This window comes from Pseudomonas mandelii (assembly GCF_900106065.1).
Classification (GTDB): Bacteria; Pseudomonadota; Gammaproteobacteria; order Pseudomonadales; family Pseudomonadaceae; genus Aquipseudomonas; species Aquipseudomonas mandelii.
The window spans coordinates 6,941,545-6,966,285 of the sequence record NZ_LT629796.1 but is presented as its reverse complement, the minus strand read 5'-3'; the positions used below and the strand labels follow the sequence as shown (position 1 = coordinate 6,966,285).

At 58.4% G+C, this 24,741-nt stretch carries 27 protein-coding genes, 4 tRNA genes and 1 pseudogene; 20 read left to right on the top strand and 12 right to left on the bottom strand.

Annotated elements, in window-relative coordinates; genetic code table 11:
* Positions 1-102 precede the first annotated feature (102 nt).
* The gene (locus BLU63_RS32340; RefSeq protein WP_010458651.1) at positions 103-816 is read left to right on the top strand and encodes a FadR/GntR family transcriptional regulator; all 714 of its coding nucleotides are present in this window, start codon (positions 103-105) and stop codon (positions 814-816) included.
* Positions 817-908: 92 nt separating this feature from the next.
* Entirely contained in the window at positions 909-1,139 is a 231-nt protein-coding gene (locus BLU63_RS33930) for a hypothetical protein (RefSeq protein ID WP_010458652.1), read from the top strand.
* Positions 1,140-1,170: 31 nt separating this feature from the next.
* Here BLU63_RS33930 and BLU63_RS32330 read toward each other — a convergent pair whose 3' ends face one another.
* Both BLU63_RS32330 and BLU63_RS32325 read right to left on the bottom strand, forming a co-directional pair.
* A complete protein-coding gene (locus BLU63_RS32330) occupies positions 1,171-2,604 on the bottom strand; it encodes a hypothetical protein (RefSeq protein WP_144443470.1) in 1,434 nt (477 codons plus the stop codon).
* 86 nt (positions 2,605-2,690) lie between these two features.
* The gene (locus BLU63_RS32325) at positions 2,691-3,596 is read right to left on the bottom strand and encodes a DMT family transporter (RefSeq protein WP_077749989.1); all 906 of its coding nucleotides are present in this window, start codon (positions 3,594-3,596) and stop codon (positions 2,691-2,693) included.
* Between the two features lie 96 nt (positions 3,597-3,692).
* Between BLU63_RS32325 and BLU63_RS32320 the strand changes: the two genes are divergently transcribed.
* On the top strand, positions 3,693-4,556 hold the full coding sequence (locus tag BLU63_RS32320) for a LysR substrate-binding domain-containing protein (RefSeq protein WP_083377200.1): 864 nt from the start codon (positions 3,693-3,695) through the stop codon (positions 4,554-4,556).
* Positions 4,557-4,589: 33 nt separating this feature from the next.
* Here BLU63_RS32320 and trhP read toward each other — a convergent pair whose 3' ends face one another.
* A complete protein-coding gene (trhP, locus tag BLU63_RS32315) occupies positions 4,590-5,912 on the bottom strand; it encodes a prephenate-dependent tRNA uridine(34) hydroxylase TrhP (RefSeq protein ID WP_010458660.1) in 1,323 nt (440 codons plus the stop codon).
* Between the two features lie 164 nt (positions 5,913-6,076).
* Here trhP and BLU63_RS32310 point away from each other — a divergent pair, with 164 nt between their 5' ends.
* Entirely contained in the window at positions 6,077-7,138 is a 1,062-nt protein-coding gene (locus tag BLU63_RS32310) for an AI-2E family transporter (RefSeq protein ID WP_077749986.1), read from the top strand.
* On the opposite strand, the gene BLU63_RS32305 is transcribed toward BLU63_RS32310, so the two are convergent.
* The 3 genes from BLU63_RS32305 to BLU63_RS32295 form a co-directional block, all read right to left on the bottom strand.
* Positions 7,135-7,317 (bottom strand): hypothetical protein, encoded by a 183-nt coding sequence (locus BLU63_RS32305; RefSeq protein ID WP_010458664.1) that lies wholly within the window; start codon positions 7,315-7,317, stop codon positions 7,135-7,137. The genes BLU63_RS32310 and BLU63_RS32305 overlap by 4 nt on opposite strands.
* A 100-nt stretch (positions 7,318-7,417) precedes the next feature.
* Positions 7,418-7,612 (bottom strand): hypothetical protein, encoded by a 195-nt coding sequence (locus tag BLU63_RS32300; RefSeq protein ID WP_003179723.1) that lies wholly within the window; start codon positions 7,610-7,612, stop codon positions 7,418-7,420.
* A 235-nt stretch (positions 7,613-7,847) separates the two neighbouring features.
* Positions 7,848-8,213 carry a hypothetical protein gene (locus BLU63_RS32295; protein WP_010458670.1) on the bottom strand — a complete coding sequence of 122 codons (366 nt, stop codon included), beginning with the start codon at positions 8,211-8,213 and terminating at the stop codon, positions 7,848-7,850.
* 245 nt (positions 8,214-8,458) lie between these two features.
* On the opposite strand from BLU63_RS32295, the gene BLU63_RS32290 reads away from it, so the two are divergent.
* A complete protein-coding gene (locus BLU63_RS32290) occupies positions 8,459-9,277 on the top strand; it encodes a shikimate 5-dehydrogenase (RefSeq protein ID WP_010458672.1) in 819 nt (272 codons plus the stop codon).
* Positions 9,278-9,496: 219 nt separating this feature from the next.
* Positions 9,497-10,015 (top strand): cupin domain-containing protein, encoded by a 519-nt coding sequence (locus BLU63_RS32285; RefSeq protein WP_010458675.1) that lies wholly within the window; start codon positions 9,497-9,499, stop codon positions 10,013-10,015.
* Positions 10,016-10,119: 104 nt separating this feature from the next.
* On the opposite strand, the gene BLU63_RS32280 is transcribed toward BLU63_RS32285, so the two are convergent.
* Positions 10,120-10,767 carry a YceH family protein gene (locus tag BLU63_RS32280; protein WP_083377199.1) on the bottom strand — a complete coding sequence of 216 codons (648 nt, stop codon included), beginning with the start codon at positions 10,765-10,767 and terminating at the stop codon, positions 10,120-10,122.
* 139 nt (positions 10,768-10,906) lie between these two features.
* Here BLU63_RS32280 and BLU63_RS32275 point away from each other — a divergent pair, with 139 nt between their 5' ends.
* A complete protein-coding gene (locus BLU63_RS32275; protein ID WP_010458678.1) occupies positions 10,907-11,416 on the top strand; it encodes a DUF1993 domain-containing protein in 510 nt (169 codons plus the stop codon).
* Between the two features lie 186 nt (positions 11,417-11,602).
* Here BLU63_RS32275 and sstT read toward each other — a convergent pair whose 3' ends face one another.
* A complete protein-coding gene (gene sstT / locus BLU63_RS32270; protein WP_083377198.1) occupies positions 11,603-12,835 on the bottom strand; it encodes a serine/threonine transporter SstT in 1,233 nt (410 codons plus the stop codon).
* Between the two features lie 279 nt (positions 12,836-13,114).
* On the opposite strand from sstT, the gene BLU63_RS32265 reads away from it, so the two are divergent.
* Complete coding sequence (locus tag BLU63_RS32265) at positions 13,115-14,269, top strand: MFS transporter (protein WP_010458683.1); 1,155 nt, start codon at positions 13,115-13,117, stop codon at positions 14,267-14,269.
* A 3-nt stretch (positions 14,270-14,272) separates the two neighbouring features.
* Here the strand turns inward: BLU63_RS32265 and nhaR are convergent, their stop codons facing one another.
* On the bottom strand, positions 14,273-15,172 hold the full coding sequence (gene nhaR / locus BLU63_RS32260) for a transcriptional activator NhaR (RefSeq protein ID WP_010458685.1): 900 nt from the start codon (positions 15,170-15,172) through the stop codon (positions 14,273-14,275).
* Positions 15,173-15,307: 135 nt separating this feature from the next.
* Here nhaR and BLU63_RS32255 point away from each other — a divergent pair, with 135 nt between their 5' ends.
* Together BLU63_RS32255 and BLU63_RS32250 are read left to right on the top strand one after the other, a co-directional pair.
* Positions 15,308-15,550, top strand: a complete 243-nt coding sequence (locus BLU63_RS32255; protein ID WP_010458687.1) for a hypothetical protein — start codon at positions 15,308-15,310, stop codon at positions 15,548-15,550.
* A 28-nt stretch (positions 15,551-15,578) separates the two neighbouring features.
* Entirely contained in the window at positions 15,579-16,328 is a 750-nt protein-coding gene (locus tag BLU63_RS32250; RefSeq protein ID WP_010458689.1) for a TerC family protein, read from the top strand.
* 74 nt (positions 16,329-16,402) lie between these two features.
* On the opposite strand, the gene BLU63_RS32245 is transcribed toward BLU63_RS32250, so the two are convergent.
* Positions 16,403-16,573 (bottom strand): hypothetical protein, encoded by a 171-nt coding sequence (locus tag BLU63_RS32245; RefSeq protein ID WP_178082292.1) that lies wholly within the window; start codon positions 16,571-16,573, stop codon positions 16,403-16,405.
* 167 nt (positions 16,574-16,740) lie between these two features.
* On the opposite strand from BLU63_RS32245, the pseudogene BLU63_RS32240 reads away from it, so the two are divergent.
* The 3 genes and pseudogenes from BLU63_RS32240 to BLU63_RS32230 all read left to right on the top strand — a co-directional run bounded on the left by BLU63_RS32240 (position 16,741) and on the right by BLU63_RS32230 (position 18,002).
* Positions 16,741-17,468 (top strand): annotated as a pseudogene (locus BLU63_RS32240) (peptidase C39 family protein).
* A 94-nt stretch (positions 17,469-17,562) separates the two neighbouring features.
* Entirely contained in the window at positions 17,563-17,769 is a 207-nt protein-coding gene (locus BLU63_RS32235; RefSeq protein ID WP_010458694.1) for a DUF6021 family protein, read from the top strand.
* A 17-nt stretch (positions 17,770-17,786) separates the two neighbouring features.
* The gene (locus BLU63_RS32230; RefSeq protein WP_010458697.1) at positions 17,787-18,002 is read left to right on the top strand and encodes a hypothetical protein; all 216 of its coding nucleotides are present in this window, start codon (positions 17,787-17,789) and stop codon (positions 18,000-18,002) included.
* A gap of 55 nt (positions 18,003-18,057) precedes the next feature.
* Here the strand turns inward: BLU63_RS32230 and pbpG are convergent, their stop codons facing one another.
* The gene (pbpG, locus tag BLU63_RS32225) at positions 18,058-18,996 is read right to left on the bottom strand and encodes a D-alanyl-D-alanine endopeptidase (protein ID WP_010458699.1); all 939 of its coding nucleotides are present in this window, start codon (positions 18,994-18,996) and stop codon (positions 18,058-18,060) included.
* Positions 18,997-19,233: 237 nt separating this feature from the next.
* Complete coding sequence (folD, locus tag BLU63_RS32220; RefSeq protein ID WP_010458702.1) at positions 19,234-20,088, bottom strand: bifunctional methylenetetrahydrofolate dehydrogenase/methenyltetrahydrofolate cyclohydrolase FolD; 855 nt, start codon at positions 20,086-20,088, stop codon at positions 19,234-19,236.
* Between the two features lie 275 nt (positions 20,089-20,363).
* On the opposite strand from folD, the gene BLU63_RS32215 reads away from it, so the two are divergent.
* The 7 genes from BLU63_RS32215 to clpX all read left to right on the top strand — a co-directional run bounded on the left by BLU63_RS32215 (position 20,364) and on the right by clpX (position 24,680).
* Positions 20,364-20,440, top strand: a tRNA-Arg gene (locus BLU63_RS32215).
* Positions 20,441-20,472: 32 nt separating this feature from the next.
* Positions 20,473-20,548 (top strand) — tRNA-His (locus BLU63_RS32210).
* 56 nt (positions 20,549-20,604) lie between these two features.
* Positions 20,605-20,689: transfer RNA gene (locus tag BLU63_RS32205), tRNA-Leu, on the top strand.
* Positions 20,690-20,767: 78 nt separating this feature from the next.
* Positions 20,768-20,843, top strand: a tRNA-His gene (locus BLU63_RS32200).
* Between the two features lie 401 nt (positions 20,844-21,244).
* Positions 21,245-22,555, top strand: coding sequence for a trigger factor (gene tig / locus BLU63_RS32195; protein WP_010458704.1), 1,311 nt, complete (start codon positions 21,245-21,247; stop codon positions 22,553-22,555).
* A gap of 93 nt (positions 22,556-22,648) precedes the next feature.
* Positions 22,649-23,284 (top strand): ATP-dependent Clp endopeptidase proteolytic subunit ClpP, encoded by a 636-nt coding sequence (gene clpP / locus BLU63_RS32190; RefSeq protein ID WP_010458706.1) that lies wholly within the window; start codon positions 22,649-22,651, stop codon positions 23,282-23,284.
* A gap of 112 nt (positions 23,285-23,396) precedes the next feature.
* Positions 23,397-24,680, top strand: coding sequence for an ATP-dependent Clp protease ATP-binding subunit ClpX (clpX, locus tag BLU63_RS32185; protein WP_083377197.1), 1,284 nt, complete (start codon positions 23,397-23,399; stop codon positions 24,678-24,680).
* The last annotated feature ends 61 nt before the right edge of the window (positions 24,681-24,741 follow it).

Genomic DNA, 24,741 nt, shown 5'->3' with positions numbered 1-24,741 from the left:
GCCGATTGTTGAGTGTTGTCATACAAGTTGGTCGTGGTTTTCTTGGGATTCCAGCTGAGCGCAGTGCTACGATTCCGTTAGCCCTGCTTCCGGATGATCGCCATGCAAGAAGACCTCGACGCGCCTGCCCGCAAGCGCACCCACAACCTGGCCCATGACCTGGTGGCCAAACTGAGCCAGAGCATCTTGCTCGGGCAGATGTTGCCGGGAGACAAGCTGCCGTCGGAGAACACGATTGTTCAGGAGCACGGGGTCAGCCGCACCGTGGTGCGTGAGGCGATCTCGAAGTTGCAGGCCTCAGGCCTGGTGGAAACCCGTCACGGCATCGGCACCTTCGTGCTGGAGCGCGCACCGGAGCAGGGGCTGCGATTGAATGTCGATACCGCGCTGGGAGTGCGCAGCATTCTGGAGTTGCGCATGGGCCTGGAAACCCAGGCCGCCGCGCTGGCGGCGAGCCGTCGTACCGATCAGCAGTTGATGCAGATGCGCGAAGCGCTCGACGACTATCAGAGCCTGCTCGCCAACAATGACAGCTGCGTCGAGGCCGACAAGCGCTTCCACCTGCTGATCGCCGAAGCCACCGGCAATGTGTGCTTCACCGAAATCATGCAGCACCTGGGCAGCGCCATGATTCCCCGGACCCGAGTCAATGCCGCCGAACGTGGCGCGGCGGATTTGAGCAAACTCGGGCAACTGGCCAACCTCGAGCACGAGGCAATTCTCAACGCGATCAAACGCCAGGATCCGGACGCTGCGCGGGCCGCCATGTGGCTGCACCTGACCAACAGCCGCGACCGGTTTTCGGCCGGTGCCTGACAACCGTTTGTCCAGTTGATAGCACGCTATTCCCGCACCCGCTTCCAACGAGTATGGCCCGGATTTTCTGGACCTCATCAGTGAGGTGCGTCATGGCAAACGACTCAATGCTCCAGGGTGGAACACCCAATACCGACCCCACCAGACCCATGCCTGGCACTGACGAGCCGACGCTGGATGACGATGCTCCGCCTGGCAGGGACCCTTCACTGGACCCGGCGGCCGCAGACGCCGATCGACCCGAAGACTGGAAGGATCCGGCTGCTGACGAGGACGTACCGCCGGCGGATGAGCCAACCCCTTTATCCGATGACAGGCGATAAAAAGAACCCGGCCACTGTGCCGGGTTTTTCTTTACTGTTCGACCTTGACCAGCCTGACTCGACTCTCGGTGCCCCCTAACGTGGACGAGGACACAAAGAAGTAAGCGTAGTCTTCAAGGTAGAAAATCTTGCTGTCACGTTTGAGCTTCTGGCCAAGGTCAAACTGACAGCGCAGTTCTTTGGCGGGGCCTTTCAGTTCGCTGTTGACCTGGGCTGCGTCGAGCACACGCTGCACGGTGCACTGCACACTTTCCCGTTTCATTGTTTCGTCGTCGAGGGTGCTTCGTTCCCGTTTGCTGGCACGCATTTCCAGTGACGCACCCACCGGCATGCGTTGCCAATCGCCGGTGAAACTCAATTGCTGAGTGTCGGTGACGGTGGATAACGGTGGTCTGTTTCGCTTGCTCTCTGTCAGCGAGTATTGTTCTGCCAGTGGCAACAAGCCCCTGAAACTGACGATGTACCGGCCGACGGGAGCCTGTTCCCGGCGCTCGCGCAATTGTCCGCTCTGAGCGTCGGTGTCGAACACCAGCGCATTTTCCGTGCTTGAGTTTGAAAAATAAAAGTGCGTGTTATTGATCTTCGACACCGTGCGCTTGAGTGTCCGGGTGGGCGGCGCAAGCTTTAAATCGGTGATGGCTTTCAATACCGAAGCGGACACAGGTTCTATCTGGTAGCTCAGCGGAAGTTTGGCGCGGGCGACATACGCAGGCAGTGTCGAGCGCTGCGAGGGTGCGGTGCACGCAGCGCTCAGCAAGGTCTGGGTGTCCGCGCTGCCTTGGACGAAGGCCTGCGACGGGTTGTTCAGTACCCCGCCCATGGACACCCGATCATTCGGGCCAAGCTGGAATGAGCTCAACACTCGATAGGTCTTGCGTGCGCAATCGACTTCGTAGCGCTCGCGAGTCTGTCCGAACAGTTGCAGGTTGGGCTTGTCGGTGAGCAGCACGGGTTCGTCGAATCCGCCCCAGAACCGCCTGACGTTGCCCTCGATTTTCAGGCTGTTGACGTCGATCATCACCCAGCGAGCGGCTTCAGTGCGATGGACAATGCGCCAGTCCGACGCTGCGGTGCGCGTACAGGCTTCGCTGAAGTGCGGCTTGCTGGCCAGTTCGGTTGCCAGTTCCTTGGGAATCAGTACGGTCAGCGGTGTGTGTTGGTGGCTGCCATCCGTCGTCGCGATGGGGAAGTTGTCGAGGAACAGTAGTTTGACATCGGGCACCTTGCAGTCCGCTTGCAGCTGTACAACGCTCGGTAAACCATCGCGAGTGTAAGCCGGTGTGTGGACTTGAAAGCTGAGGGTATCGCCGTTACGCATCACCGAGTTTTCCAGTGGCGTTTTCTTGAACACTTCTTGCACCGTCAGTACCGGCTGCCGGTAGGGAGGTGTGGCGGGAGTCGCGGGTGGCGGGCTGGCGCAACCGGACAATATCCCTAGCACACAGGCAGCAGCGAAACGGTTCATAAGCATTTCCAGGCGATAGCGTCACGTTCATGTGAACAGAGGACGTCGGCATCGCCAGGCGATTCTTTAATTCGCATGGCGTGCAGTCATGGCCGGGCGGGCGGCGCCGCGATGACGGCGGAACGCCGCTCCAGATTCAACGCCAGCACGCTGATCAGCACCACCATCGCACCTATCCCGACCATCAACGTTGGCTGCTCGCCCAAGGCAAACGCTGCAATCGCCATGGCGGTGGGCGGAATCAGATACAGCGTCATGGTCGCGCGACTCAAATCGATGTGGGCCAGTACAAATGCCCAGGCCAGGTAGGCGAGGGCGCTGGGAAACACGCCCAAGGCAACCACGGTCATTTGCACCTGCATCGGCGCGCTGGCGACTTTGCCGGCCAGCCCCGGCAGGTAAATCAGCAACAGCGCCGTGCCCGACCAGACCGTGTAGCAGACCAGCGTCAACCCGTTGTAGCGAGCGCAATGATGCTTTTGCAAGGCGAAGTAGAAACTCCACGACACCGCCGCCAGCAAGATCAGCAACCCGTGCGCATCCATGCTGCCCAGCCCTCGATCACCGGCCACCACAATCACCACGCCGATCAATCCCAACAAGACACACCCCCAGCGCCAGGCGCTGACCCGGTCCTTGAACACGAAACGCGCCAGCAAGGTACTGAACAACGGGGTCGATTGCGCCAGCACACTGGAGGCGCCGGCGCTGACATTTTGCTGGCCGATATTCAAGGCGACGTGGTGAAGGCTCACGGCAAAAAAACCAAGGACGAACAGTAACGGCAGATCGCCAAGCTTCGGCAGACTGATGCCTTTGAAGGCGGCGACGACCGCCAGGAACACCGATGCGATCAGAAAGCGCAGCAGCGCCAAGTGGCCGGGGTCGTACGCCTGCAAGCCGATGTGGATGCCGGTCGGTGAGAAGCCCCAGCAGGCGACGACAAACGCCATGGCCAGGAGAATTTTCAGGGTGTGCGTGGAGGGCTTCATGGTCGATTCCCGGTGGGTTGATGCACCGAGTATCAGAAGTCTGATCATTCGCAACAACTGACTTATACTGCAACAACTGTTCACTTTGGGTGATGTATGGAATTGGCGCAGATTCGCATGTTCAAGACTGTTGCCGAGGTCGGCAGCATCGCCCGGGCGGCGGAGCTGTTGCATTGCGTGCCGTCGAACATCACGGCACGCATCAAGTCGCTGGAAGCCGAGTTGGGGGTGGCGCTGTTTCTACGCGAGGGCCGAGGCTTGCGTATCAGCCCGGCGGGCCAGACGTTTCTGTCATACGCCTCGAAAATTCTGGCGCTGACTGTTGAAGCCAAACGGGCGGTGGACCCTTCGGCCGAACCGTCCGGCCCGCTACGCATCGGCGCCATCGAATCCTCGGCCACCGGTCGCCTGCCGCGTCTGCTGGCCAAGTTTCACAAGCGATATCCTGGCGTCGCGTTGGAACTGACCACCGGAACCTGGAGCCAGCTGCTCGATGACACCCTCAATCATCGGCTCGACGGCGCGATCGTCGCGGTGGATGTCGAGCGCTCGCAACTCAGGCGCACACCGATGTACCGCGAAGAGCTGCTGCTTATAGCCTCGACATCCCTGGGACCGGTGCGCGATATCGCCGACTTGCAGGGCAAGACCGTATTCATGTGGCCGCAAGGCTGTCCTTACCGGGCGGCGCTGGAGCACTGGTTGTTGCGGCAGGGGCAGGCGCTGCCGATTGTCAGTCTGGCCAGTTATGGCGCGATAGTCGGGTGTGTCAGCGCCGGGGCCGGCGTCGCGCTGGTGCCCAAAGGGGTGTTTGAACAGTACGCCAAAGGGGCGGGGTGCGCGGGGTTTGAGTTCCCTGAGCTGACGGCGATCGACAACCTGTTTTACTGGCATGAAAACGCCGGGGTTCACCCGGCGCGGGAAGCGTTTGTGGCGATGTTGCGTGAGGAGTTTGCGTAGGCGCGGGCGCAGACGGCGATCTTTGGTACGGATCTACACGCCCACATCCCGCATCAACAACCCGAACTTCAAATCCACCGCATCCGGAATCGGCACATACACCGTGTGCCCATCCCCCGGCGCCACTTCGATCGCTTCACCTTTGATGTTCTGCAACTGATGCAGATCGAAGTGGAAATTACCCTGGGGCGTCATCAGTTCCATGTGATCGCCCAGGCTGAACCGGTTCTTGACCTTCACTTGCGCCAGGCGATCACGGCGCTCGCCGGTCAACTCGCCGACAAACTGCTGGCGCTCTGAAACCGAGCTGCCGTGCTGATAGTTCTGGTATTCGTCATGCACATGCCGACGCAGGAAGCCTTCGGTGTAGCCGCGCTGGGCCAGGGACTCCAGATCCGTCATCAGGCTGCGATCAAATTCGCGGCCGGCCACGGCATCATCAATCGCCCGGCGATAGACCTGCGTGGTGCGTGCGCAATAGAAGTGCGATTTGGTCCGGCCTTCGATCTTCAGCGAGTGCACGCCCATCTGCGTCAGCCGCCCGACATGCTGCACGGCGCGCAGGTCCTTGGCGTTCATGATGTAGGTGCCGTGCTCGTCCTCGAAGGCCGGCATCAATTCGTCCGGGCGATTGGCTTCCTGCAACAGGAACACCTGATCGGTCGGCGCGCCGATGCCCAGGGTCGGCTCGGGCTGGAATTGCTGAACGATTTCACCGAGCTGATTTTCCGTGGCTTGCGTCGCCGAATACTTCCAGCGACAGGCGTTAGTGCAACTGCCCTGATTGGCGTCGCGCTTGTTCATGTAGCCCGATAACAGGCAGCGGCCGGAATAGGCCATGCACAGCGCGCCATGGACAAAGACCTCCAGCTCCATCGCCGGGACGTGCTGGCGGATCTCGGCGATTTCTTCCAGTGACAGTTCCCGGGACAGGATGATCCGGCTCAAGCCCTGTTGCTGCCAGAACTCGACACTGGCCCAGTTCACCGTATTGGCCTGCACCGACAGGTGAATCGGCATCTGCGGGAAGTGTCGGCGCACCAGCATGATCAGGCCCGGGTCGGACATGATCAAAGCGTCCGGGGCCATGGCAATCACGGGGGCCAGGTCGTTGAGGAAGGTCTTCAGCTTGGCGTTGTGCGGCGCAATGTTCACCACTACATAGAAGCGCTTGCCTTGGGCCTGTGCCTCTTTGATGCCGAGCGCGAGATTGGCGTGGTCAAATTCGTTGTTGCGCACCCGCAGGCTGTAACGCGGCTGGCCGGCGTAGACCGCATCGGCACCGTAGGCGAAGGCGTATCGCATGTTTTTCAAGGTGCCGGCGGGAGCGAGCAGTTCTGGGGCAAGGAGCGTCATGGCAGTGTCGATCGCAAAAGTCCGCGAGGGTAATCGCCTTGCCCGCGAGGTTCATTGATCTGGATCTATGCTTGATGAACAAACGGATGGCACTCGCGCGAACCGTGGCGGACTAAGCATCAGCACGGCTCTTCAATACGAGAGCGCACTGACATGGATCGGACATGAACGAACAGACGGTACACAACAAATCGCTGGTGATCTTGCTCGGGGTGGTCACCGCCGCTTTTATCTGGATTTTGCTGCCGTTCTACGGCGCGGTGTTCTGGGCGGTGATCCTCGGGATTCTGTTCGCGCCGCTGCAACGCCGGATACAACTGAAGTTCAGCTGGCCGCGCAACCTGACGTCGTTGCTCACCCTGAGCATCTGTCTGGTGATCGCGATCCTGCCGGTGATTATCCTCAGCATCTTGCTGGTTCAGGAAGGGGCTGCGTTGTACAAGAGCATCGAAAGCGGCGAGCTGGACATCGCGGGGTATGTGACGCATTTCAAACACAGCCTGCCGCCGTACTTCCAGCATTTGCTGGATCGGGCCGGGCTCGGCGAGCTGGACGGGCTGCGGGAGAAAATCATCAAGAGTGCGGTGACGGGCAATGAGTTTGTCGCCACGCAAGTCTTCAGTTTCGGTCAGGGCACGTTCGATTTTGTGGTGGGTTTTTTCATCATGCTCTACCTGCTGTTCTTCTTCCTGCGAGACGGTGCGGAACTGGCGCGTAAAGTTCGCTCCGCCGTCCCGTTGCAGGAGCACCAGAAACGCCGTTTGCAGCTGAAGTTCAACCGTGTGGTGCGGGCGACCGTAAAGGGCAACCTGCTGGTGGCGATTACGCAGGGCGCATTGGGCGGTTTGATTTTCTGGTTTCTGGACATCCCGAGCGCGTTGCTCTGGGCGGTATTGATGGCGTTTCTATCGCTGTTGCCAGCCGTTGGGGCCGGGATTGTCTGGGCACCGGTGGCGGCGTTCTTCCTGTTCACCGGGGCGATCTGGCAAGGGGTGGTGCTGGGGTTGTTCGGGGTTTTTGTGATCGGCCTGGTGGATAACGTGCTGCGCCCGATCCTGGTGGGCAAGGATACGAAGATGCCGGACTATCTGATCCTCATCTCGACCCTCGGCGGTCTGGCCATTTTCGGCCTGAACGGCTTTGTCATCGGGCCGCTGATTGCAGCGCTGTTCATGTCGAGCTGGGCGATCTTCATCGAAACCAAACCAAGGGTGCAGCTGCCTTAAGCGCTGAGCTGCCCCTGGCCGATTTGTTGCGACAGTGCCTTGGCGGCCGGCAGCGAAGTGAGCGGTCCGCTGATCGGTTCGCCGTCCTGCACCAGATACCAACAGGCGAGCAATCCTAGCTCTCTGAGCGGTGCGGGAACGGCGCTGCCAATTACGGACATGATCTGAACCTGGGACATAAATACCTCCATCAATCGATGGAGCTACCTTACGGACCTGCCTCGCGAACGGACAATCAACGCTTTCGATAGTCGTCATTGACGCCAATGAGTTTTCAGCTCAGTCGACCACCAGGTCAAGCATATGGACCACTTCCTGCTCGTTGAGCAGGCCTTTGCGCACCAGGTTTTCGGCCAGCAGCGAAAGAAACTTGGCACTGCGATGGCCTTCCAGGTGCTTGAGTTCGGTCAAAGCGTTGTACACCTTGCTGGAAGTGCACAAGCCGACAATGCGGTGCGGGTTTTGCGTGGGCATGAGGTCGTCCTTGTTTTTATCAACCTGTTGTTTACGTACAGATCCAAGCTTGCGGAGCTGACATGACATAAATATGACCGTTTTTCCCAAGTCGGGGGAAGGGCGGTCGAGTCAATCTTGCCAACTTGAACCGTCCACACTGTCTCCACAGCGACATTGGCGCGATTTTTCCAGACCTTCGCCGACGAACGGTCACAAAAAAGCCCCGCTGATTAGGCGGGGCCTGATGAGTCTGTTACCAGCGGCCATAACCGTGGGGATGGCCGTAGTAACCGCGCGGTGGACCGTAATAACCACGGGGCGGGCCGTAGTAAACCGGCGGTGGTGCGTAGTAGACCGGTTGCTGCACGTAGACTGGCGCAGGCTGGTAATAAACCGGTGGTGGCTGTTGTATGTAAACCGGCTGAGGCTGGGCGTAGACCGGTTGCTGTACATACACCGGTCGGTTGCTGTTAATGATGGCCGAGCCGACGATCGCCGAACCAACGATCGCGCCAAATACCGCTGGACCCTGCCAACCGTGACCGCCGCCAGCCTCTGCCTGCCCTGTGATAGCAAGAGCACCGAGCAGCAAGGCAACTGTGGGGATTTTACGGATCATGATAATTCCTCGGTTCTTCGACCCGGCGCTTGCGTCTGCAATAGACCCAAGGATCGTCGCGGGGATACCTCTAAGACAGCGTTTTTTTGAAAATCAGCACAGCCGTTGGGTAAATTTTGTGTAAGGTCTGTACCGGCTTCTTTACGGCCGCTGCCACCCTGCGCGGGCACGCCGTTATGATCGATCAGAATTCGATGGAATGGCTCATCCCGTCCATCTGAAAGTGCTTATGAAGGAGATATTTCATGCAGATGAACCCCAACCGAGACACCCAGCTGTGCATGTCGCTTTCCGGGCGTCCCGGCAATTTCGGCCTGCGGTTTCACAATCATCTGTATGAACAGTTGGGCCTGAATTTTTACTATAAGGCGTTCAGCAGTCAGGATCTGCCGGGTGCTGTTGGCGGCATTCGTGCGCTGGGTATTCGTGGCTGCGGCGTGTCGATGCCGTTCAAGGAGGCCTGCATTGCGCTGGTCGATGAGCTGGACGCGTCCGCAGCGGCCATTCAATCGATCAATACCATCGTCAACACCCATGGCCATCTCAAAGCCTACAACACCGATTACATCGCCATCGCCCAGCTGCTTGAAACCCATCAGGTGCCGAAGGAATCGACCTTTGCCCTGCGCGGCAGCGGCGGCATGGCCAAAGCCGTGGCCAGTGCCTTGCGTGATGGCGGCTATCAAAACGGCGTGATCGTGGCCCGTAACGAACAGGCCGGGCGGGCGTTGGCTGAATCACTGGGCTATCAGTGGCAGGCGGAACTGGGCTCTCAGCGTCCGCAGATGTTGATCAACGTCACGCCGATCGGCATGAGCGGCGGTCCCGAGGCCGATCAACTGGCGTTCGACGCTGAAACCATCGCGGCTGCCGAAACTGTCTTCGATGTGGTGGCGATTCCCTCGGAAACACCGCTGATCGTGCGCGGTCGCGCCGAGGGCAAACGCGTCATTACCGGGTTGGAAGTGATCGCGATCCAGGCGCTGGAGCAGTTTGTCCTGTACACCGGCGTGCGGCCGACGGATGAGCAGTTCAAGAAAGCGGTGGAGTTTGCTCGCGGTTGATCCTTCAGATTATTGGTTGGCTGTACCGGCCTCATCGCGAGCAGGCTCGCTCCCACAGTGGATTGGCGTCGTACACATTTTTTGTGTCCGACAGAAAACCCTGTGGGAGCGAGCCTGCTCGCGATGGGCGCAACTCGGTCTCTCAAGTGCATCTGCCGCCTATACTCCCCGCCAGCAATGAATTGCCGCCCCAACCAACAAACCGTGCCCGAGGTTCCCATGCATCCCCCCATTCTCAACCTGAATCAGGTCGAACTCGAACCGTTGCCCGAAGCCCTGGCGCCCACCGGTGATACCGCCGGCCGCTACCAGCAAAGAATGGCCCGTGTCGGCCAGCAGTTGGGGTCGCAAAAGCTCGGTTATCGGTTATACGTGCTGGAACCAGGCATGCGTGGCAGCCCGTTTCACAGTCATCGGGTCAACGAGGAGATGTTTTACGTCGTGGCCGGGGAAGGGGAGGTGCGCCTCGGTGCCGAACGGTTTCCGATCCGCGCCGGCGACGTGATCGCCTGCCCGCCGGGCGGTCCTGAAGCGGCGCACCAGATCATCAACACCAGCAAGGGCGAACTGCGCTACCTGGCGGTCAGCACCCAGCAATCGCCGGAGATTTGCGAGTACCCGGATTCCGGCAAATACGTGGTGATGGACCACTTCAAGGTCGACGCCGAAGGTAATCCCTCAGGCTTCGTCGCCATCGCCCGGCCGGGCGATGGCGTGGATTACTGGGACGGCGAGTAGCACTCCCTTTAGTAGGCGCGAGGCTTGCCCGCGAAGGCGATTTTCAGTTCGACGATAATGTTAAATCGCTTTCGCGGGCAAGCTCCTACAAATCACAACGTTGGTTATTCGAGGCGCGCCAGGCGTTCTTCGAGTGCGGCAATCCGCGCTTCGAGCTCTTCGATTCGTTCAACCGACACACCGCTACCGGCACTGCGTTCGGCCGGGTTTTGCCGGGCGGCGAGGATGACTTCGATATCCGCCGGATCCCCCAGCGCATGCATATAGCGGTCTTCCCGCTGGCCGGCCTGACGCGGAATCAGCAGTGCCAATCCGCGAGCAATCAGACGTTCCAGTTGATGCACAACCTGCTCGGCATCTTCAAACTCATGCATGCGTGCGCTGCGGGTCAGCAGTTCATTGACCGTCTGCGGACCGCGCAAAAACAAAAGCCCCGTCAGAATCACCTGGGCCGGCACCAGTTCAAGCGCCTTGTCGACCTTATGTTCCCAGCGATCGGCACGGCTGCCCATCACCAGTTTGGTAAACCCGCGGCCTTCAAGGGCGCGCAGGCTCTGGCCGACCTGACCCTGAGTGAGGTTCACCACCGGTTCGCGACTGGTTTTCTGGTTGCAGGCAATCACCAGCGCATTGAGGGTCAGCGGATAGGTTTCCGGGCTGGTGGCCTGCTTCTCGATCAACGAGCCCAGAATGCGGATTTCCGTGCTGTTGAGGCGCGGCTCGTCGAAGGTCGTTTCTTGCTCAGTGCTCATCGCGCTTTTCCCTATGCAATCGAAGCATGCAGTCGAAGCCGCCTAGCCTAATCCTTGCTGGATAAAAGACAAGCCGCAGGAGGGGCGGGCATGGCTATAATCGGCCCACGTTTTCCTCCTGTCACCACACGAGACTGTCATGACTATTTCCCTGTATGCCGCTTCCGTTCCTGTTTTCAAACAAATGCTCAACGCCCTGAGCGACGTTCTGAACAAGGCCGAAGCCCACGCCACCGCCAAGAACATCGACCCGAACGCATTCCTGCAAGCCCGCCTGTACCCGGACATGTTCCCGCTGGTGCGTCAGGTGCAGATCGCCGTTGATTTCGCCAAAGGCGTGTCCTCGCGCCTGGCCGAGATCGAAGTGCCGAAGTACGACGACACCGAAACCACCTTCGCTGAACTGCAAGCCCTGATCACCAAGGTTCTGGCCTACATCGGCGAGATCAAGCCAGAGCAGATCGACGGCAAGGAAGGCATCGAGATCGTGACGCGTCCAGGCACGCCAAAAGAGAAGCGCTTCAGTGGCCAGGCTTACCTGCTGACCTACGGCCTGCCGCAGTTCTTCTTCCACGTCACCACCGCTTACGCACTGCTGCGTCACAACGGTGTGGAAGTGGGCAAGCGTGATTACATGGGCGCGTTCTAAACCGCCCGCGCACAAAAAAGCCCCCGCAGCCTGACGTTGCGGGGGCTTTTTCATGGGTAAGTATTATTCAACGATGCCGCAGATCCTGTGGGAGCTAGCCTGCTCGCGAAGGCGGTACATCAACCAACATCATCGTTAAGTGTTGGTCGGCATTCGCGAGCAGGCTCGCTCCCACAGAGATGTGGGTCAGGCCAGGCGTTCGGCTTTTGCTTCTTCACCCAGGCAAGCCGCGGCGGTGAACAGCACATCAGTGGAGGAGTTCAGCGCCGTCTCCGCAGAATCCTGCAACACACCAATAATGAAACCTACCGCTACCACCTGCATGGCGATTTCACTCGGAATGCCAAACAGGCTGCACGCCAGCGGGATCAGCAACAACGAACCACCGGCCACGCCCGAAGCACCACACGCACAGATCGCCGCCACCACACTGAGCAGAATGGCTGTCGGGATATCCACGGCGATGCCCAGGGTATGCACGGCCGCGAGCGTCAGCACGGTAATGGTGATCGCCGCGCCGGCCATGTTGATGGTCGCACCCAGCGGGATCGATACCGAGTAAGTGTCTTCATGCAGGCCCAGGCGCTTGCTCAATTCCAGGTTGACCGGAATGTTCGCCGCCGAGCTGCGGGTAAAGAACGCGGTGATGCCGCTTTCTCGCAAGCACATCAGCACCAGAGGATACGGGTTGCGGCGCAGTTTCCAGAACACGATCAGTGGATTCATCACCAGCGCGACAAACAACATGCAGCCCAGCAGCACGGCCAGCAGATGCACGTAGCCGATCAACGCCCCGAAGCCAGACGTGGCCAAGGTCGACGCGACCAGGCCGAAGATCCCCAGCGGTGCGAAACGAATCACCAGGCGCACGATCAGGGTCACGCCATTGGACAGGTCGCCGAGCACTTCGCGAGTGGTGTCACCGGCATGGCGAATCGCAACGCCCATGCCGATCGCCCAGGCCAGAATGCCGATGAAGTTGGCGTTCATCAGCGCACTGACCGGGTTGTCGACCACGCTGAGCAGCAGACTTTGCAGCACTTCGCTGATGCCGCCCGGCGCAGTCACGGCGACGTCATGACTGGACAGCACCAGACTGGACGGGAACATCATGCTGGCAACCACCGCGACAACCGAGGCGGCAAACGTCCCCAGCAAGTACAAAAACAGAATCGGCCGGATGTGGGTTTCCTGGCCGTGCTTATGGTTGGCGATCGACGCCATCACCAGCACGAACACCAGAATCGGCGCGACGGCTTTGAGTGCCGAAACGAAGACCTTGCCGATGAATGCCGTGGATTTCGCCACCTCAGGCGCGATCAGCGCCAGGGCAATCCCGGCGATCAGGCCGATGACGATTTGCGAGACCAGGCTCAAGCGTTTCAAGCGTTGCAATAGCGAAGGGGATGAAGCAGTCATAAAACGGCATCTCTGATTATTAGGTGCGGGGGTGTCGCGACATCAATGCCAGTGAATGGCCGATGAACAAGGTGTACGTATCGCAGGGCGCGGACTTTATCACAGCGTGGTCTTGATCCTTCAGACCTGTGACGATCTGCCGCCCGCGTGATCAACGAGATCGGCAGGTTCGTGCAACCCTGATCGGAAACACTCTGTTAAGATTGCGCATCCTCATTTTCAAGTCATGCCAGTGGGCCTTCGGGTTATCGCTGGTGTCGTCGTTTTCTGGAGTTCTGCATGCTGTTGCCCATCCTTCTGTTGTCGGCCGCCGGTTTTACCGTGCTGACCACGGAATTCGTCATCGTCGGCCTGTTGCCGGCGATTGCCCGAGACCTTGAAGTCAGCATCCCCCAAGCAGGTTTGCTGGTGACCCTGTTCGCCTTTACCGTCGCCGCGTTCGGGCCGTTCCTGACCGCGTACTTCGCAAGGTTCGAGCGGCGCAAGCTGTTCATCTCGGTGCTGATCATGTTCGGCCTGGCCAACACCCTCGCGGCGTTTGCGCCGAACATCTGGGTGATGGCCATCGCCCGCTTGATCCCCGCGTTGGGGTTGCCGGTGTTCTGGGCGCTGGCCAGTGAAACCGCCGTGGACATCGTCGGGCCGGATTACGCCGGGCGGGCAATTGCCAAAATCGGTTTCGGCATTGTCTGTGCCACGGTGTTCGGCATTCCGGTGGGCACGTTGATTTCCGATGCGTTCGGCTGGCGCAGTGCCTTCGGCATTCTGGCGGTGATCGCCTTTGCCAAGGCGTTGCTGCTGTTTATCTACCTGCCGAAAACCAACCTGCATCAGCATCAGGTGAGCTTCCGTTCGCAGTTCAAGATCTTGCGCAGCCCGTTGATGCTGGGCCATGTGCTCCTGTCGATCCTGGTGTTCAGCGGCATGTTTACCGCTTACACCTACCTGGCAGACATCCTTGAGCGCCTCGCCGGTTTCAACGGTACGGTGGTCGGCTGGTGCCTGATGGGCTTCGGCGCGGTCGGTCTGATCGGCAACTCGTTGGGTGGTCGCGCGGTGGATCGTCATCCGTTGATGGCTTCGATGATGTTCTGCACGTTCATGATCGCCGGCATGGTGGCGTTGGTACCGAACATTCATTCGCCGCTCGGTCTGGCGGCAGCGATGGGCATCTGGGGCGTGACTCAGGCGGCGTTGTTCCTGGTCAGTCATGTGCGATTGATGAAGGCCGCGCCCGAGGCGCCGGCCTTCGCCGCGTCGCTGAACATCGCCGGGGCCAACCTCGGGATCGGCCTGGGTGCGATGGTCGGCGGGCGTGTGATCGACAGCGTCGGCCTGGGCGGGCTGGGTTTTGCGGCTGCCGCGTTTATCCTGGTTTCGATTCTCCTGGCCATGGCGCTGATGACCATGAAACCTCGCGAAATCTGCGCCTGACCTTCACAGCTCGGTAAACAGCTCGCGTCGGGCACCTTCGGTAATCGCCACGATGCCGGGGTGCTTGACCTTGCGTTCCACTGAAATGGCGTAGAACGACTCCGTCACGGCGTCGGTCTGGCCAATCAACTCCACGCCGTATTGGCGTTTCACTTCGTCGGCAATCACGCTCGGGCCGATGAAAATCCCGCTGCCCGATTGACCGAAAGCCTGCATCAGCGCGCTGTCGTCGAACTCGCCGACAATGCGCGGCTGGATTTGCTGCTCGGCAAACCAGCGCTGCAAGCGACTGCGCACCACGGTTTCCGGCCCGGGAATCAGCAGTGGTGCACCGTGCAGGCTGCGTGGGAAATCCTGACCGTACTGTGCCGCCAGTTCGGCGGTGGCGAAGAAGCTGATCCCGCATTCACCGAGTTTCTGGCTGTAACCCTTGATGTCCAGGTGCGAGGGCATCGGGCTGTCGGAAATCACCAGGTCCAGCCGCTGGATCGCCAGGTCGGCGAGCAGCCGTTCCAGTTTGTCTTCGCGGCAGGTGATGCGCAGCGGTTCACTCAGCTCCATGGTCGGTGCGATCAGGCGATAGACGATGGATTTGGGCACCACATCGGCGACGCCCACCCGAAACAGGATCTGCTGTTCATTGGGTTGCGCCCGCAGCATCAACTCCAGTTCGCCGCCCAGCTGAAACATTTGCTCGGCGTAGGGCAGGGTCTGACGCCCGGCCTCCGTCAGCTCAAGCTGGCGACCGACCCGCCGGAACAGCTCGATGCCATAGGTTTGTTCGAGCAGGGAAATCTGCCCGCTGATGGTCTGGGGCGTCAGGTTCAGCTGCTCGCAGGCGCGCACGATGCTGCCGGTCTTGGCCACCACCCAGAAGTAATGCAATTGGCGATAGTTGAGCATGACGGCCTACAGTTCGTAAAAAACGAAGTATAACCGCTAAAAATACGAATTTTCCTGAAGTGTTTGCCTCCCTAGAATGCCTCGCTATCAACGGGCCATCGTTTCGGCCCGTTTTGTTCTATCGAGGAAAGCATCATGAAGCTTAAAACCACGGCACTGTTGATTGCGTCTTTACTGGTATTGGCCGGTTGCGACCAGGCCGAGAAAAGCGCGCAGCAATTGATGGGCAAGGCTGCCGAATCCGCCAAACAGGCGATCGACGACACCCACAAAGCCGCCGAACAAGCGATCAGTGATGCCACCGGCGGCCTGATCAGCAAGAAAGAACCATCGGCCGAAGACCAGCGCAAAACCGAATCTTCGTCCCAGGAAATCTAAACCGTCTACAACGAGTCAGGACTGACCCATGGAATACCTTTTAGAACTTGCAGCAAGCCCCACCGCCTGGGTCGCCCTGGCCACGTTGATCGTCATGGAAATCGTGCTCGGCATCGATAACCTGATCTTCATCTCGATCCTGACCAACAAGCTGCCCGAGCAGCATCGGCAGAAAGCACGCCGCATCGGTATCGGCATGGCGCTGATTCTGCGACTGGGCCTGCTGAGCACTATCGCGTTCATCGTCCAGTTGACCGAGCCTGTGATCGATATTCTCGGCCATGCGTTCTCCTGGAAGGACATGATCCTGATCGCCGGTGGCCTGTTCCTGTTGTGGAAGGCGACTACCGAGATCCATCACAGCATGGACCCGGCCCCGGATGATCCGATGTCGGCGACCTCGACCGTGACCCTGGGCTTTGCTGCCGCGATCGGTCAGATCCTGATGCTGGACATGGTGTTTTCCATCGACAGCATCATTACCGCTGTGGGCATGACCGAGCATTTGCCGATCATGATCATCGCCGTAGTGGTGTCGGTGCTGGTGATGTTGCTGGCGGCTGATCCTCTGGCCAAATTCATCAACGACAACCCGACCGTGGTGATGCTGGCGCTGGGCTTCCTGATCATGATCGGTATGACACTGATCGCTGAAGGTTTCGGGGCTCACGTGCCTAAAGGCTACGTCTATGCGGCCATGGCTTTCTCGGCGACCATCGAGGGCTTGAACATGATGTCGCGTCGGGCCAAGCAGAAGAAAATAGCGGCTGAAGCTTAACCCGCGGAAAAACGAAACGGCCGCCTGCGCTCGAAAGAGCCCAGGCGGCCGTTTTTGTTGGCGAATCCGAAGGATCAGTGCGCGGTCGCGTGGTGGACCGGTGGTTTATCGGTCTTCGCCAAAGGCGCCGATTGAACGGGGTGGTGATGGTGCCGACGGGTAATCCGCAAAACGCCCCACAGCATGGCGGCGGCCACGGCCAGCCAGCCGGAAATCAACATCACGATTGTCATTGTCAGGCTCATCAGTGCCTCCTCTTTGCCCTGCATCGGGCACACACTCTTTGCAAATGACAGTCTAGTCGCTGCTGTGTTTCAGGCTATTGACCAAAGGTCGGCTGTCATCAACCAGTTCGCTCTATCGAATGCACTCAACTGTAGGTTAAGGCTATACCGCCGCCGCGTGGCGTCCTATGATCGACGGCCAAGCCGGGAGCGTATTGACTGGCGTCTGAACAAGAGAGTGATGATCGTGCGGGTATTTTCTCGAATTCGAGCGGCGGCGCTGATTGTCGGCTGCGTTGCAGGTTTGGCCGGATGCGCAGGGAGTGTGGCGCCGGAGATCAAGCGGTTGCCCGAGCGGGTAGAACTCAGCGGCACGTTCTACCGTGGCCAGGACTATCAGAGCGGACCACAGGTATTGGCCAGCATGCTGGCACAGCAGGGCATCGTGATTACGCCCGGGTTGCTGCAAAAACCCCTGCACTTGCCCGGCGCCGAAGCACAACTGCAACAGAACATGCAACACCTGGCGCGTGAGTACGGGATGGTGGTGTATCCCCTCGACAGCCATTTGCCGGCGCTGTTGACCCAGGTCGCGGCCGGTTATCCGGTGATGGTGCGCTTCACTGAAGGCTCGGCGCTCTGGGCTGAGCCGCGTTATGCCATTCTCGCCGGATACAATCGCCAGAAGCAGACGGTGTTGTTGCGTGCCGGGATGAATCGCCGGAATTTGATGAGCTTCAGTTCGTTTGAGTCCTCTTTCAAGGATGCCGGCGGCTGGGCCGTATTGATTCAGAAACCCAATCAGATCCCTGCCAACGTTGATCAGCAGCGCTGGCTGAAGGCGGCGAGCGATCTTGGCCAGGCCGGTCAGGAACAGGCTGCTGCCCGCGCGAAGAAGGCGTTGACCGCACAATAAGCTTCCGTTCGTCATGTGCCCGGCACCGTCGGGCATGCCTGGCCTCTAAAGGACAAGACCCGGTTTCTCCGGGCCAGATCCCAGGAGGCGCCCCATGGCACATTCCAATACCCCCGACGGCCCGCATTCATCCGAACATTCTTCGGGCGACGAATTGGGATTCGACCCCGATTCGCCGGACCTCGCCGATCCTCAGGTCGATCCCATCGGCCCCGCCAAGGCGCCGAGGGATGTAAAGCCGGGCGACAATCCCAAGGCTCCGGCGAAGCCTTACGACCCACTCGCTGATCTGAAACCCTAACCCTTGGTGAGGTGCGTATGTCTACTGATTCGAGTTTCAACGACAAACGTCCGGACAGTGTTCCAACGACCCCTGAAGAGGGTGTTGATCCGGTGATGGATCCGAACGATCCGTTAAGGGATCCGTTGGCCCGTCCGATGGTGGTCCCGACGGAGCATCCCCATGGCATGAAAGATCCAAGCGCCGGGGATGGCATTCCGGATGACGATCAGATGCCGCTGCCCAACGATTAACGCCAGGCGAAAAAAAGCCCCGAATGATCGGGGCTTTGTTTTTTCTGTCGCTGACTTATTTCGAGGCTTCAACCACACCGCTCTGGCGGTGCTTGAGGTTCTTGTCCGACTTGTACTGCAAGGCTACCGACGGCACGTCTGCGCCTTTGCCGGTTTCCACCCAGCTGCGGATGCGGGCGGCATCGGCAAAATGCGTGTACTTGCCGAAGGCGTCGAGAATCACCAGCGCCACTTGGCGATTGCCCATGCTGGTCACCAACACCAGGCAGTGACCGGCTTCGTTGGTGAACCCGGTTTTGGTCAGCTTGATGTCCCAGTTTGGCTTGCGGACCAAATGGTCGGTGTTACGGAAACCCAGGCTGTAGTTGGGTTTGCGGAAGGTGACGGTTTTTTCCTTGGTGGTGCTCAACTCGGTCAATAACGGGTATTTGTGTGCGGCGATCAGCAATTTGCTCAGGTCGCGGGCGGTAGAGACGTTACGCGGGGAGAGGCCCGTCGGCTCGACGAAGTGGGTGCTGGTCATGCCCAGCGCCTTTGCCTTGGCGTTCATCGCGGCAATGAATGCGACGTAGCCACCCGGATAGTGATGAGCCAGGCTCGCCGCTGCACGGTTTTCCGAGGACATCAGGGCGATCAGCAGCATTTCCCTGCGCGGCAATTCACTTTTGAGTTTGACCCGGGAAAACACGCCTTTCATTTCTGGCGTGTCGCTGATGTTGATATTGATGTACTCGTCCATGTTCTGCCTGGCTTCGACCACAACCAGACCGGTCATCAATTTGCTGACCGAGGCGATAGGGACAACCACATCGGGGTTGCTGGCATAGATGACTTTGTTGGTCTGCATATCCAGCAGCAAAGAGCTGCCGGAAGCGAGCTTGAGTTGTTTCGTGTCTCGGGGGGCTGCGGTGGTCTCCGCGGCGCTGGCGATTGGCGTGATGAACGTCCCTGTAAATACAAAAAATAGGCTCAGGATGGAAAGACGGATTTTCACGCTGGCGGACTCATAAGGTGTTGATAAGCCGTTATGTAACGGGTTATTTCGTAAAAAGCGCGACATTCTGGAGTATGGCTGAATAACTGTCGATGGTTGTTCAAGGAGGAGGTGAAAGTCCTTGGAAACATGAAAAAAAAGTCATTTTCCGGCGGATGGTCGATCTTTTACCCCAGGCAAAAAGAACCCCGCCATTGGCGGGGTTCTTTTGTTCATCGCTTATGTCGAAGCGCGCACTCAGCTGTGCAGTGTTTCTGCCGCGTACAGCGTGTTTTCCAGCAGGCAGGCACGCGTCATCGGGCCGACACCGCCCGGTACCGGCGTGATCCAGCCAGCGCGGGGCAGGGCGGTTTCGTAGATGACGTCACCGACCAGTTTGCCGTCTTCCTGGCGGTTGATGCCGACGTCGATCACGATCGCGCCTTCCTTGATCCACTCACCTTTGACCAGACCCGGTTTGCCGGCGGCGACGACAACCAGGTCGGCACGGCCGACGTGGCCGGCCAGATCCTTGGTGAAGCGGTGGGTGACGGTCACGGTGCAACCGGCGAGCAGCAATTCCATTGCCATCGGACGACCAACAATGTTGGAGGCCCCGACAACCACCGCGTCCATCCCGTAAAGGTCGACACCGGTGCTTTCCAGCAAGGTCATGATGCCTTTGGGGGTGCACGGACGCAGCAACGGGATGCGCTGGGCCAGGCGGCCGACGTTATAAGGATGGAAACCGTCGACGTCTTTATCCGGACGAATGCGCTCCAGCAATTTGGAGGCATCCAGGTGCTCAGGTAAAGGAAGCTGAAGCAGAACGCCGTCAATTGCCGGATCGTCGTTCAGGCGATCGATCAGGTCGGTCAGTGCTTCTTGAGTGGTTTCGGAAGGCAGGTCGTAGGCTTGGGAAATGAAGCCGACCTCTTCACAGTCTTTACGCTTGTGCGAGACATAAACCTGAGAGGCGGGATCGCTGCCGACCAGGATCACCGCGAGGCCCGGGGTGCGCAGGCCTTGCTCGCGACGCTCGGTGACTCGTTTGGCGATCTGCTGGCGCAGGCTGGCGGCGATCGATTTGCCGTCGATTAGTTGTGCAGTCATTGCGCGTGATTAACCATCGAGAGGGGAAAAAAAGAGAACGCATTCTCGCATGTCATGAGGTGAGGGCAAAGGCGCTTGGTCTGCAAATTCCTCTAAGCCCTTTAATTAAATGAATTTTTTATAAAAAGCATTTGACGGCCTTCGGGGCGCTCTATACTATTCGTCGCACTTGTCGGGCACAGCCTAGCACTGGATGAGAAGGTCAAGCGGAATTACGGTTCTGCGAGACTGGAAAGCTCTTAGTTTGTAGTCCTCCAAGAGTACAGATTAATAAGGCGCCCGTAGCTCAGCTGGATAGAGCATCCGCCTTCTAAGCGGATGGTCGCAGGTTCGAGTCCTGCCGGGTGCGCCATTAGGCAGCTTTGGCACAAGTAGCGCGATATGGTGGGCGTAGCTCAGTTGGTAGAGCACGGGATTGTGACTCCCGTTGTCGAGGGTTCGATCCCCTTCGTCCACCCCATATTTCAAAAGGCGCCAGATTAACAGTCTGGCGCCTTTGCTTTAACAGCTTCAAACGCGGATGTGGTGGAATTGGTAGACACACTGGATTTAGGTTCCAGCGCCGCAAGGTGTAAGAGTTCGAGTCTCTTCATCCGCACCAAATAAAGCTTCACTCAAGCCGGTTGGCCTGGTTGGGGCGCAGCAAGGGAGTTGATTGGCTTCTTTGCAAGGCAATATGGTGGGCGTAGCTCAGTTGGTAGAGCACGGGATTGTGACTCCCGTTGTCGAGGGTTCGATCCCCTTCGTCCACCCCATATTTCGAGAGGCGCCAGATTTAACAGTCTGGCGCCTTTTTTGTTTTAGCGGTTCGAGTGTCAAGCGGCTGCATGTCCTGGGTCGCAGGGGTGGGGTGTTTCGTCGTATTTATGTTTCTCGATGATGCCGCGCCGCCCGCCGGCTTGCTCGCAAGACCGGCTGTCAGGGAGATGATTGGCAACTTCTTCTATATATAGAAGGATTGGTGCAGAGCCCTGGCGTGACTGGCTGTAATTGCTAACAGGGCGAGGCACAACCGTTTGTCCCCGCCTATAAATTGCCTGCTGCTTTTTTACCCGTTTTCAGTAGGGTGACTTCTTGAGTTTGACCCACTAGAATGCATGCCCTTGATTCTGGGGTCGGAAACGGCCGGCTAACGTCTGTGCAACGAGGAATATCCATGCAAGTTTCTGTTGAAAATACTTCTGCTCTTGAGCGCCGCATGAGCATCACCGTGCCGGCTGAGCGCATCGAGACTCAGGTCAACAAGCGTCTGCAGCAGACTGCCCAAAAGGCCAAGATTGCTGGCTTCCGTCCAGGCAAAGTGCCAATGAGCGAAATCAAGCGCCGTTTCGGCGCTGATGCGCGTCAGGAAGCTGTAGGCGACGTGATCCAGTCTTCGTTCTACGAAGCTGTTGTCGAGCAAAAGCTGAACCCGGCTGGCGCTCCTTCGATCGAGCCTAAATCGATGGAAGCTGGCAAAGATCTGGAATACGTTGCAGTTTTCGAAGTGTTCCCTGAGTTCACCGTTGCTGGCTTCGACGGCATCACCGTAGAGCGCCTGAGCGCTGACGTGGCTGACGCCGATCTGGACAAGATGCTGGACGTGCTGCGCAAGCAGAACACCCGTTTCGAAGTGGCTGAGCGCGCCGCTCAGAACGAAGACCAACTGAACATCGATTTCGTTGGCAAGGTTGACGGTGAAGTGTTCGCTGGCGGTTCTGCCAAGGGTACACAGCTGGTGCTGGGTTCCGGCCGCATGATCCCTGGTTTCGAAGACGGCCTGGTCGGCGCTAAAGCCGGCGAAGAGCGCGTGCTGAACCTGACCTTCCCAGAGGACTATCAGAACCTCGACCTGGCTGGCAAAACCGCTGAGTTCACCGTGACCGTGAACACTGTTTCCGAGCCGAAACTGCCAGAACTGAACGAAGAATTCTTCGCTCAATTCGGCATCAAGGAAACGGGCCTGGAAGGCTTCCGCACCGAAGTTCGCAAGAACATGGAGCGTGAACTGCGTCAGGCGATCAAATCCAAGGTCAAGAATCAGGTAATGGACGGTCTGCTGGCCACCAACCCGATCGAAGTGCCTAAGGCGCTGCTGTCCAACGAAGTTGACCGTCTGCGCGTGCAGGCTGTTCAGCAGTTCGGCGGCAACATCAAGCCTGACCAACTGCCGGCCGAGCTGTTCGAAGAACAAGCCAAGCGCCGTGTTGTTCTGGGTCTGATCGTGGCTGAAGTGGTCAAGCAATTCGACCTCAAGCCTGACGAAGCTCGCGTTCGTGAAATGATTCAGGAAATGGCTTCGGCCTACCAAGAGCCTGAGCAGGTTGTGTCCTGGTACTACAAGAACGACCAGCAACTGAACGAAGTTCGTTCGGTTGTGCTGGAAGAACAAGTTGTGGATACTGTTCTGCAGAAAGCTAGCGTGACCGACAAATCGGTCTCTTACGAAGAAGCAGTCAAGCCGGTAGAAGCTCCACAAGCCGACTGATCGTTTTTGCGGTAAGAAGCACACACCATAAGCCAGCCTTCGTGCTGGCTTATGCGTATTCAAGACATAACTATTTGGGAGTGACTGCAGAGCATGTTCCGTAATTCGTATATTCAGCAGAACTCTGATATCCAGGCCGCTGGCGGCCTGGTCCCGATGGTTGTCGAGCAGTCTGCTCGTGGCGAGCGCGCCTATGACATCTACTCGCGCCTTCTCAAGGAACGAGTGATTTTTCTGGTTGGCCCGGTAGAGGACTACATGGCCAACCTGATTTGTGCGCAATTGCTGTTCCTTGAAGCGGAAAACCCGGACAAGGACATCCATCTCTATATCAACTCCCCGGGCGGTTCGGTGACAGCGGGCATGTCGATCTATGACACCATGCAGTTCATCAAACCCAATGTATCGACCACCTGTATTGGTCAGGCCTGCAGCATGGGCGCCTTCCTTTTGACGGCCGGTGCCGCCGGCAAGCGTTATTGCCTGCCGAATTCGCGCGTGATGATTCACCAGCCACTGGGCGGTTTCCAAGGCCAGGCTTCGGATATCGAAATCCATGCCAAGGAAATTCTCTTCATTCGTGAGCGTCTCAACACGCTGATGGCCAAGCACAGCGGCCACACACTTGAAGAAATCGAGCGCGATACCAACCGCGATAACTTCATGAGTGCAGAAGCCGCGCGTGAGTACGGGTTGATCGATGAAGTGATCAACCAGCGCCCCGCTTAAATTAAGCAGCTCAAAATAGGGTGGGTCGGCTGGTCCGATCACCGGCGGGCTTGAAAAAGCCCGCAATAGCCTTCATCTTGTGTTGCAAGCCTATCGGATTTGGATCGAACGAATGACTGACACCCGCAACGGCGAGGACAACGGCAAGCTGCTCTATTGCTCCTTCTGTGGCAAAAGCCAGCATGAAGTACGCAAATTGATTGCCGGCCCCTCGGTCTTTATCTGCGACGAGTGCGTCGACCTGTGCAATGACATCATCCGAGAGGAGGTGCAGGAAGCCCAGGCCGAAAGCAGCGCGCATAAATTGCCTTCGCCTAAAGAAATCAGCGGCATCCTTGATCAGTACGTGATTGGTCAGGAGCGTGCGAAAAAGGTTCTGGCCGTAGCGGTGTACAACCACTACAAGCGTCTGAACCAGCGCGACAAAAAGAATGACGACGTCGAACTTGGCAAAAGCAACATCTTGCTGATCGGCCCGACAGGCTCGGGTAAAACCCTGCTTGCCGAAACACTGGCCCGCTTGCTGAACGTTCCGTTCACCATCGCCGATGCAACCACCCTCACCGAGGCGGGTTACGTGGGTGAAGATGTCGAGAACATCATTCAGAAGCTGTTGCAGAAGTGCGATTACGACGTGGAAAAAGCCCAGATGGGCATTGTCTACATCGACGAAATCGACAAGATCTCGCGCAAGTCTGACAACCCGTCGATCACCCGGGACGTTTCCGGTGAAGGCGTGCAGCAGGCCCTGCTCAAGTTGATCGAAGGCACGGTCGCTTCCGTTCCGCCGCAAGGTGGTCGCAAGCATCCGCAGCAGGAATTCCTTCAGGTCGACACCCGTAACATCCTGTTCATCTGCGGTGGTGCGTTCTCCGGTCTGGAAAAGGTTATTCAAAACCGTTCCACCAAGGGCGGCATCGGTTTCAACGCGGAAGTTCGCAGCAAGGAAGAAGGCAAGAAGGTGGGTGAATCCCTGCGTGAAGTGGAGCCTGACGATCTGGTCAAGTTCGGTCTGATCCCGGAGTTCGTCGGTCGTCTGCCGGTCCTTGCCACGCTGGACGAGCTTGATGAGGCTGCGTTAATGCAGATTCTCACCGAGCCGAAAAATGCTTTGACCAAGCAGTATGCCAAGCTGTTCGAGATGGAAGGTGTAGACCTGGAATTCCGGGCCGACGCGCTGAAATCGGTCGCCAAACGTGCCCTGGAACGCAAGACCGGTGCCCGTGGACTGCGTTCGATTCTCGAAGGTGTATTGCTCGACGCTATGTATGAAATCCCCTCGCAGTCCGAGGTGAGTAAAGTGGTGATCGACGAAAGCGTTATAGAAGGCAAGTCCAAGCCACTGTATATCTACGAAAACAGTGAGCCGGCTGCCAAGGCTGCGCCAGACGCTTAAGCGTCCGGCAGCTGGAGCAAAGAAGGGGCCTTCGGGCCCCTTTTCTTTTAAAGCGTTTTTA

What these genes read in the sequence shown, in the direction of transcription:
- BLU63_RS32340 (WP_010458651.1), top strand. Translation starts at nt 103, where the DNA reads ATGCAAGAAGACCTCGACGCGCCTGCCCGCAAGCGCACCCACAACCTG.
- BLU63_RS33930 (WP_010458652.1), top strand. Translation starts at nt 909, where the DNA reads ATGGCAAACGACTCAATGCTCCAGGGTGGAACACCCAATACCGACCCC.
- BLU63_RS32330 (WP_144443470.1), bottom strand. Translation starts at nt 2,604, where the DNA reads ATGAACCGTTTCGCTGCTGCCTGTGTGCTAGGGATATTGTCCGGTTGC.
- BLU63_RS32325 (WP_077749989.1), bottom strand. Translation starts at nt 3,596, where the DNA reads ATGAAGCCCTCCACGCACACCCTGAAAATTCTCCTGGCCATGGCGTTT.
- BLU63_RS32320 (WP_083377200.1), top strand. Translation starts at nt 3,693, where the DNA reads ATGGAATTGGCGCAGATTCGCATGTTCAAGACTGTTGCCGAGGTCGGC.
- trhP (WP_010458660.1), bottom strand. Translation starts at nt 5,912, where the DNA reads ATGACGCTCCTTGCCCCAGAACTGCTCGCTCCCGCCGGCACCTTGAAA.
- BLU63_RS32310 (WP_077749986.1), top strand. Translation starts at nt 6,077, where the DNA reads ATGAACGAACAGACGGTACACAACAAATCGCTGGTGATCTTGCTCGGG.
- BLU63_RS32305 (WP_010458664.1), bottom strand. Translation starts at nt 7,317, where the DNA reads ATGTCCCAGGTTCAGATCATGTCCGTAATTGGCAGCGCCGTTCCCGCA.
- BLU63_RS32300 (WP_003179723.1), bottom strand. Translation starts at nt 7,612, where the DNA reads ATGCCCACGCAAAACCCGCACCGCATTGTCGGCTTGTGCACTTCCAGC.
- BLU63_RS32295 (WP_010458670.1), bottom strand. Translation starts at nt 8,213, where the DNA reads ATGATCCGTAAAATCCCCACAGTTGCCTTGCTGCTCGGTGCTCTTGCT.
- BLU63_RS32290 (WP_010458672.1), top strand. Translation starts at nt 8,459, where the DNA reads ATGCAGATGAACCCCAACCGAGACACCCAGCTGTGCATGTCGCTTTCC.
- BLU63_RS32285 (WP_010458675.1), top strand. Translation starts at nt 9,497, where the DNA reads ATGCATCCCCCCATTCTCAACCTGAATCAGGTCGAACTCGAACCGTTG.
- BLU63_RS32280 (WP_083377199.1), bottom strand. Translation starts at nt 10,767, where the DNA reads ATGAGCACTGAGCAAGAAACGACCTTCGACGAGCCGCGCCTCAACAGC.
- BLU63_RS32275 (WP_010458678.1), top strand. Translation starts at nt 10,907, where the DNA reads ATGACTATTTCCCTGTATGCCGCTTCCGTTCCTGTTTTCAAACAAATG.
- sstT (WP_083377198.1), bottom strand. Translation starts at nt 12,835, where the DNA reads ATGACTGCTTCATCCCCTTCGCTATTGCAACGCTTGAAACGCTTGAGC.
- BLU63_RS32265 (WP_010458683.1), top strand. Translation starts at nt 13,115, where the DNA reads ATGCTGTTGCCCATCCTTCTGTTGTCGGCCGCCGGTTTTACCGTGCTG.
- nhaR (WP_010458685.1), bottom strand. Translation starts at nt 15,172, where the DNA reads ATGCTCAACTATCGCCAATTGCATTACTTCTGGGTGGTGGCCAAGACC.
- BLU63_RS32255 (WP_010458687.1), top strand. Translation starts at nt 15,308, where the DNA reads ATGAAGCTTAAAACCACGGCACTGTTGATTGCGTCTTTACTGGTATTG.
- BLU63_RS32250 (WP_010458689.1), top strand. Translation starts at nt 15,579, where the DNA reads ATGGAATACCTTTTAGAACTTGCAGCAAGCCCCACCGCCTGGGTCGCC.
- BLU63_RS32245 (WP_178082292.1), bottom strand. Translation starts at nt 16,573, where the DNA reads ATGAGCCTGACAATGACAATCGTGATGTTGATTTCCGGCTGGCTGGCC.
- BLU63_RS32235 (WP_010458694.1), top strand. Translation starts at nt 17,563, where the DNA reads ATGGCACATTCCAATACCCCCGACGGCCCGCATTCATCCGAACATTCT.
- BLU63_RS32230 (WP_010458697.1), top strand. Translation starts at nt 17,787, where the DNA reads ATGTCTACTGATTCGAGTTTCAACGACAAACGTCCGGACAGTGTTCCA.
- folD (WP_010458702.1), bottom strand. Translation starts at nt 20,088, where the DNA reads ATGACTGCACAACTAATCGACGGCAAATCGATCGCCGCCAGCCTGCGC.
- tig (WP_010458704.1), top strand. Translation starts at nt 21,245, where the DNA reads ATGCAAGTTTCTGTTGAAAATACTTCTGCTCTTGAGCGCCGCATGAGC.
- clpP (WP_010458706.1), top strand. Translation starts at nt 22,649, where the DNA reads ATGTTCCGTAATTCGTATATTCAGCAGAACTCTGATATCCAGGCCGCT.
- clpX (WP_083377197.1), top strand. Translation starts at nt 23,397, where the DNA reads ATGACTGACACCCGCAACGGCGAGGACAACGGCAAGCTGCTCTATTGC.